Genomic DNA, 7,688 nt, shown 5'->3' on the forward strand with positions numbered 1-7,688 from the left:
GAACTAATGAGCCTGAAAAGCCGTGCTGGTCATACCAGCACGGCTTTTTTATGAACCCTACTGAAGGGCCTGAAAGGGGCGTGAACGTATTTTTTGTCCGTTCATCTCATAATTTCTGCCGTTGATTTACGTTTAAGAAAATAATAGAAAGTAATTTATATCTTCGTTCATTCTAATCATTTTAAGTCCTCATCCTTTTCAGGAATTCGGATGTTTCCCCGAAAGTATTCTTTCATGAAAAAAAGTAGTATTGCAATTCTGCTGGTGTCATGTTCCATGACGGCCTTTGCCCAAGCTAAAAAGCCCGCCCCTAAACCTGCCGTGAAAAAGCCCATTCCCGCGGCTACTGCTGCCGCAGGGTTGAAAACGCCGATGGATTCGATAAGTTATGCCATCGGTATGGATATGGCCCGCAGTTTGAAAAACCCGATGCTGAAGGGTCTTAATATGGACTTAGTGGCGAAAGCCATCCGGGATTCCAAAGACGAGAAATACATTCTTACCCAGGATCAGTACCAGGCTACGTTGTCAAACTTCAGTCAGCAGATGCAGTCCAAGCAAGCCGAGGCACAGGCCCAAACGCAGGCTGAAAACGCGAAGAAATACGAACCGAATCGCTTGGCTGGTGAAAAATTCCTAGCAGAGAACAAAACGAAAGATAGTGTTGTTACTACAGCTAGTGGACTGGAATACAAAATATTGAAATTAGGTACGGGACCGAAACCGGCCCTGACCGATAAAGTAAAAACCCATTACCACGGAACCCTCATTGACGGAACCGTATTCGATAGCTCCGTTGATCGGGGTGAGCCCATCAGCTTCCCGCTTAATGGCGTCATTCAGGGATGGCAGGAAGGGTTACAGTTAATGCCGGTTGGTTCAAAATTCCGCTTGTTTGTTCCCTACCAGCTCGCGTACGGTGAACGGAACGCCGGTCAGATTCAACCGTATTCAGCTTTAATTTTTGATGTTGAATTATTAGAAATTGAAAAGTAAAAATCGTTGGGCCCGAGCCGACTTTCTGTTCTGAAGAAAAAAGAGGAGCCAAGGCAAAAGTACCGATGTAGGCATTATTTTTTTTCAGGAATACGTACTTGAAAAATCCAAGAATATCCCACATCTCCGACGATTAACGCCTCAAGATAACATGTCTATGAAAAGCTATTTGCTCGCCTTTGTGCCGCTGGTGTTACTGGGGTTTCAGCCTGAACGTCCTTCAGTAGCTCAGAAGCTTAGTACGGATCAGCCCGTCGTTTTAGCTCCCACTGCTTCTCAGAAAGAAGTCGAAAAGATTGTAACCACCATTCTTTCGTCTTACCATTATCGTCGGGTACCACTGGATGATTCGCTCTCGAATAAAGTTTGGGATAACTACCTCAAAGAAGTTGATAATGGTAAAGCATATCTGCTGGCTTCGGACGTAGCTGCGTTTGAAAAGTATCGCTACCAGATGGACGATTACCTGCAAAGTGGTAATCTGACGCCAGCTTATGATCTCTTCAATTTGTTCCTGAAACGTTTTCACGAACGGATGCAGTTCGTCACTAAACTGACGGATAAACCTTTCGATTTTACCAAGGATGAGTCGTATGAAACCAATCGCGACAAAGTATCCTGGGCCAAAACGCCGGCTGAACTCGATGAACTGTGGCAGAAAATTGTCAAAAGTCAGGCTCTGGATTACAAACTTCAGGGTAAAAAAGATACGGCCATTTATCGTCTCTTAAAAGAACGGTATACCAACCTGGATAAACAGACGAGTAAGGTAAAAGGCGATTACGTCTTCCAGACGTTCATGAATTCATTCGCAGAAGTGATTGATCCGCATACGAGCTACATGGCTCCGCCGGATGCTTCGCGGTTTAAGGATGAAATGGCTCAGTCCTTCGAAGGAATTGGTGCTACACTGACGCCCGAAAACGATTACACCAAAGTTCGGGAACTCGTACCGGGTGGACCTGCCATGAAGAGTGGTATGATTCACGAAAACGACCGTATTGTGGGCGTAGGGCAGGGAGCTGCGGGTCAGATGGTCGATGTAGTCGGCTGGAGTCTGGATGATGTAGTGAAACTGATTCGTGGTCCGAAAGGAACGACGGTTCGACTGAATATTCTGAAATCGGACGCTTTGCCGGGTAGTATGCCTCGCGAGATTAAAATCGTACGGGATAAGGTGAAGCTGGAAGAAGGCGTGGCGAAAGCCGAGGTAGTACCGATGACGTTCGAGAAGAAAGAGTATCGCATCGGAATCATTACGCTACCGGGTTTCTATCAGAACTTCGAAGAAATGCGGAAGGGCGACAAGGACTATAACTCAACCAGTCGCGACGTACAGCGTTTCCTTGAGCAGTTTAAGCAAGCCAAAGTAGACGGTGTGGTCCTGGACTTGCGTTACAACGGCGGTGGTTCACTCGATGAAGCTATCAAACTGACGGGTCTGTTCATTAAAGATGGTCCAGTCGTACAGGTAAAAGATGCCATGGGCCGGATCGATGCGGACGATGATCCAGATCCGCAACAGGTATATGCTGGACCATTGGCTGTATTGGTAAACCGTTTTAGTGCTTCGGCTTCCGAGATTTTTGCCGGAGCTATTCAGGATTACAAACGTGGTATCATCATCGGTGGTACGACCTACGGAAAAGGTACTGTACAGCAATTACTGGATCTGAATCAGTTCCTGCCCAAGGAAACAGACAAGGTAGGTTTACTGAAAATGACCCGGGCTAAATTCTACCGGATTACGGGTAGCAGTACCCAGCATAAAGGGGTAACGCCTGATATTGAACTGCCTTCGCGTTTCAGTGCTGAAGAGTTTGGCGAAAGCTCACAACCTACGGCTCTGCCCTGGGATCAGATTAAGCCAAGTGTATTTACGGAGTACACAAACCTTACTCCGAATGTGCTGGATAAACTTCGCGATCGGTACAACGAACGTTTCAAAGCTGATCCTGACTTGTTACGCCTTTCGGCTGAGGTCGGAGATTTCCTGAAGAACAAGGATAAGTCAATGATTTCCCTTAACGAAGCGACGCGTCGGAAGGAATTGGAAGAAGCTAAAAAGCGGAAAGAAGAACTGGCGAAGCTAGGCACAGATAAGCAAAACCCGTACGAGGTAGTACTCCTCAACGACAAGATTGCTCAGTTGGGAGCTTCGGGTGGAGGAATGCCCGGTCAAGATGTGGCCTCAGCGGATACCCGTCAGAAGATGAAAGAAAATTTCATCAGCAAGTTTAAAGAAGATGCCGAGTTGAAAGAGACGACGCGGATTCTAGCAGACTGGATTTCGTTGAAATAAACTTCGTATAGTTAGTACAGGAAGAGAGCAGAACGTTAAAATTCTGCTCTCTTTTTTTATGATCGTACGCATCTAATTACGGATTTCAACAGACCTTTGTCTGCTTTCTTTCTTATTTAACCTCTAACGTCATGCGTTCTGCTGTACTTCTGCTTTGTTGTGTAGGTTTATTTGCCGCTTTCATTCAACCCAAAACTCCAGCTCCTGTGGATACCCGTCTGTACGAAATGCGGGTCTATTATTCACCCGAAGGTAAACAGCCCGATCTGATGGCCCGTTTCCGTAATCATACCATGCGGATTTTCGAAAAACATGGCATGACGAACGTGGGTTATTTCGTACCCCAGCACAAGCCGGATAGCTGCTTGATTTACTTTCTGTCGTACCCTAATCGGGCAGCCCGGGATTCAAGCTGGAAAGCGTTTGGGAGTGATCCGGAATGGAAGAAGGTCTCTTCCGAGTCTGAGAAAAATGGCCGTATCGTTTCAAAAGTGATCAGTAAGTTTTTTCATACGACTGATTTTTCCCCCCAGCTTCAAATTGATCAGAAGGGCAATCGGGTGTTTCAATTACGTACGTACAAAACGACGCCCTATAACCTGCCTTTGTTGCTGGCTCGCTTTCGGAATCATACCACTAAATTATTTGAAAAGCACGGGATGACGAACCTGGTGTACTGGACCGAAGACAATACCGACAACATCCTGATGTACCTGCTTACTCAAAAGAGTAAAGAGGCCGGAGAAGCGGCTTTTAAAGCCTTTCGGGAGGACCCCGAGTGGGTATCGGTACGGACGGCCTCGGAGAAGCTAGCCAACGGCTCATTGACCGAATCTGTAACATCGGTATACCTCGTCCCAACGGACTTTTCACCTTTGAAATAAACGGCTTGGATCGCTAAAAAAAAGAGCGGCTTCCATTTCGGGTAGCCGCTCTTTTTTATTCCTTGATTTGTAAACGCCGTTCTTTAATCTCCCGCCAAGTTGTTAAGATAATCTGATTGTCTTCGATGTAGCGGCGAAGTTCGGGGTTCAATATCGCCAGTAAATCGCCTTTCCGCGTAGGTCCCGAATCCGAGATCCGATTGAATACAACCGTGGGATCGGTACAGTGCATGATAATCATGGTGAGGCCAGGTCGGCAGGCCTTCAGCAGCTCCACGTATTTCTGCGTTTTGAAAGCTCTCAGATTTTGATCAGAAGGTTGCTGACCAGCGGGTAGATTCCAGCCATACGTATCGCTGAACAAATCGTCAAGGACGGGTAATTTAGCCGCCCACAGTTTTTGTCCAATGGCTTTAGTCAGGTTAGCATCCAGACTCCGACTAGCACTGATGAGTGTGTTGTGGCCACCAGGAAAAATGACCGGAATTTTTTCCTCGATTCCCACTTTAATGTACCGTTCTACAAACTTGGGCTGAAACAGCGTACCCATGTGTGAGTCGATGTGCGAAGGCTCCAGACCAAAAGCTCGGAATTGAGCAATCTGGGCTCGTATTTCGGCTTCTACTTCGTCGGCCATCGCGTGGCGATCTACTTCTTCCACACTCGGATAAAAACATCCCTGGGTGTCGTACAGGCCCGGAGCCTTTTCCTTACCCACCAGCGGCTGCCAGCGGTAGCCCGCCCATTCAGATGTAAGCGTCAGGTGTACGCCTACGTCCCAGGTAGGATTTTGCCGGGCCAGATTCATGAAATGCGGTACCCAGCTACAGGGCATCATCACACTCGTGGAATTAGCTACACCTGTGGTAAGGGCCTTACGGGTGCCTTCGTTCGAATCGTAACTCATTCCGGCATCATCCACGTGTAAAATGATGACTTTCCGGTCTTTGGGAAATCCGAGTTTTTCAGCGTAAGTCTGGGCGTGAGTACCTTGATGAAGTCCAATAATACCTAGTGCAAGCAAAAGTGAACGATACAGCATAGCAGGAGAGAGGTGAAAAGAGATGACTGTAGTTGAGCCCGTTAAGTTAAGAATCCTTTAAAAACAAAAAAGCCGGTAACCCTTAGGTACCGGCTTTTATTATCATTCGTTGATTACAGACGGATAATTTCCGCTCCGATGGCATTCAGTCGCGTATCAATGTGCTGATAGCCGCGATCAATCTGCTCGATGTTATCGATAATGGAAACGCCATTGGCTGACATGGCCGCAATGAGCAGCGATACGCCCGCCCGGATATCTGGTGAAGTCATGCGGATACCGCGTAACTGAATATGCCGATTCATGCCCACGACCGTAGCCCGGTGGGGGTCGCAGAGGATGATTTGAGCCCCCATTTCAATGAGTTTGTCCACAAAGAATAGGCGGCTTTCAAACATTTTCTGGTGAATGAGTACCGTTCCTTTTGCTTGGATGGCCGTTACAAGCACAATACTCAGCAAGTCAGGCGTGAAGCCGGGCCAGGGAGCATCGGCTACCGTTAGCATCGAACCATCGATGAAGGTTTCAATCTCGTAATGATCCTGAGCGGGTACGAAAATATCGTCGCCGCGAATTTCCAGTTTAATGCCTAGCTTCTGAAATACGGCCGGAATAACTCCCAGATCAGGTACGGAGCAATTCTTGATAGTCAGCTCCGACTGCGTCATGGCAGCCATACCGATAAAGGAACCAATTTCAATCATGTCTGGTAACATCGTATGTTCCGTACCATTCAGTTCGGATACGCCTTCGATGGTTAACAGGTTAGAACCGATGCCGGAGATGTTCGCACCCATGCGTACCAGCATCTTGCATAACTGCTGTAAATACGGCTCACAGGCGGCATTGTATATGGTGGTGGTGCCTTCTGCCAGTACGGCGGCCATCAAAACGTTGGCCGTACCCGTAACAGACGCTTCGTCCAGCAGCATGTACGTACCCTTGAGGTTGGAGGCATCTACTTTATAGAAACCGCCATCTTCGGGGTCAAAGTCGAATTTAGCACCCAGCCGTTCGAAACCCAGGAAGTGCGTATCCAAGCGACGGCGGCCAATCTTATCACCACCGGGCCGGGGGATTCTTCCTTTTTTGAAACGAGCCAGCAGCGGTCCAAGCATCATCACGGAACCCCGTAGCGAGGCTGCTTTGGTTTTATACGATTCCATCTCGAGGTACGACAGATTCACATCATCGGCTTGAAAGCGTACGGACGTTTCGCTCAAATGCGTAAGCTTAACGCCCATATCACCCAGGAGGTCAATCAGGGCGATGACATCGCGAATGGCGGGGATATTGTGAATTGTGACGGGTTCTTTCGTGAGAAGTACCGCACAGATAATCTGAAGTGCTTCGTTTTTTGCACCCTGCGGGATAATCTCGCCCTGCAGTTTTTTTCCTCCTGTTACTTTAAATGAAGCCATTAGCTGATGAACCGTTTATGGGGTGAACAGTCTCAGGCAAAAGGCTACGTACAGCCCTTTCTGAGGAACGGTATCCTATAAACTATTTTTTGCGGTTATTACGATTGAAGTGACTGTTGTTGTTGTTGCGATTGTTGCTCGGCGGTCCGTTGCGACGTTGAAACGACGAAGAGCGTTCATTTCGCTCATTTCGATCCGGCCGTTCGTTTCGCTCGTTACGATGCGGACGATTATGAGGCGTATGCGAATAGGAGTGATGATGACCGCCACCGCTATTACCGCCGCCCGTATTGCTTGAGTACCGGTCACGGGGAGCAATATCGAGGTATCCTTCTTTTTTAATACGCTCAATTTCGGCGTCCAAGCCGCCTTTAGAGATAATACGCAGGTGTTCCCATACCGTTGAATCATCGGCATTGTCCTTGTTCCAGGCCGTATAGAAACTCTTCATCATTTTGGCGATGTAACTGGCGAAAGCCCAACGCTCGTACTCATTCGTCAGCGAAATGGCCTTTTCTACCATTACTTCCAGGTTACGGCCGTAATGACGGAATTGTAAGTTATGCGTATTGTAAGGAACTCGGTTCGGTTTCTTGCCAATCGCCTCGGGCGATGGCGGTGGGAATGGACTGTCTACGTCCAGGCGGAAACCCGACATGATGTACAAGTCGTCCCAAAGTTTATTGGTGTAATCCTGCCCTTCTTTCATGTTCGGGTGGATTTGTCGCATCAGCTCAATAAGAACGTAAGCTTGTTTGGTGCGTTTCTCCCGTTCCTGAATCGTTACGAGATAGTCCACCAGTTTTTGGATATTACTTCCGTATTCTTTCAATCGAATGTGTTTTTTTCAGTGGACGAGATAAATGGGTTGTAGAATTTGGTAATGCCCTGACCAAGCGTCTGGCGTAACCGAGCGAAGAGTCAACCCAAGGTACTCGTGAAGTTTTGCAAATGTAAAAAGAAGGATACAAGTTCCAAGGTTATTTTGGCTCTGAAACGGTAAAATAATTCTGCTTCAAAAGCAGAAAACCCGAATGGCTAGT

Annotated in this window: 6 protein-coding genes; 3 read left to right on the forward strand and 3 right to left on the reverse strand. The window is 47.5% G+C overall.

The genetic code is table 11. The annotated features are described in order from the left end of the window. Nucleotides 1-234: 234 nt before the first annotated feature. The 3 genes from ACOJTG_RS20675 to ACOJTG_RS20685 all read left to right on the forward strand — a co-directional run bounded on the left by ACOJTG_RS20675 (nt 235) and on the right by ACOJTG_RS20685 (nt 4,182). On the forward strand, nt 235-996 hold the full coding sequence (locus tag ACOJTG_RS20675) for an FKBP-type peptidyl-prolyl cis-trans isomerase (RefSeq protein ID WP_420155550.1): 762 nt from the start codon (nt 235-237) through the stop codon (nt 994-996). Between the two features lie 151 nt (nt 997-1,147). Further along, nucleotides 1,148-3,298 carry a carboxy terminal-processing peptidase gene (locus tag ACOJTG_RS20680; protein WP_420155551.1) on the forward strand — a complete coding sequence of 717 codons (2,151 nt, stop codon included), beginning with the start codon at nt 1,148-1,150 and terminating at the stop codon, nt 3,296-3,298. 131 nt (nt 3,299-3,429) lie between these two features. Further along, the gene (locus ACOJTG_RS20685; RefSeq protein ID WP_104710816.1) at nt 3,430-4,182 is read left to right on the forward strand and encodes an NIPSNAP family protein; all 753 of its coding nucleotides are present in this window, start codon (nt 3,430-3,432) and stop codon (nt 4,180-4,182) included. Between the two features lie 55 nt (nt 4,183-4,237). Here the strand turns inward: ACOJTG_RS20685 and ACOJTG_RS20690 are convergent, their stop codons facing one another. The 3 genes from ACOJTG_RS20690 to ACOJTG_RS20700 all read right to left on the reverse strand — a co-directional run bounded on the left by ACOJTG_RS20690 (nt 4,238) and on the right by ACOJTG_RS20700 (nt 7,483). After that, nucleotides 4,238-5,224 (reverse strand): polysaccharide deacetylase family protein, encoded by a 987-nt coding sequence (locus tag ACOJTG_RS20690; protein WP_420155552.1) that lies wholly within the window; start codon nt 5,222-5,224, stop codon nt 4,238-4,240. A 113-nt stretch (nt 5,225-5,337) separates the two neighbouring features. Next, nucleotides 5,338-6,645: a UDP-N-acetylglucosamine 1-carboxyvinyltransferase gene (gene murA / locus ACOJTG_RS20695; RefSeq protein WP_420155553.1), complete on the reverse strand. Its 1,308-nt coding sequence runs from the start codon at nt 6,643-6,645 to the stop codon at nt 5,338-5,340. 82 nt (nt 6,646-6,727) lie between these two features. Then, entirely contained in the window at nt 6,728-7,483 is a 756-nt protein-coding gene (locus tag ACOJTG_RS20700; RefSeq protein WP_420155554.1) for a DUF4290 domain-containing protein, read from the reverse strand. Nucleotides 7,484-7,688: the final 205 nt, after the last annotated feature.

This window comes from Siphonobacter sp. (genome assembly GCF_048595215.1).
Taxonomy (GTDB): domain Bacteria; phylum Bacteroidota; class Bacteroidia; order Cytophagales; family Spirosomataceae; genus Siphonobacter.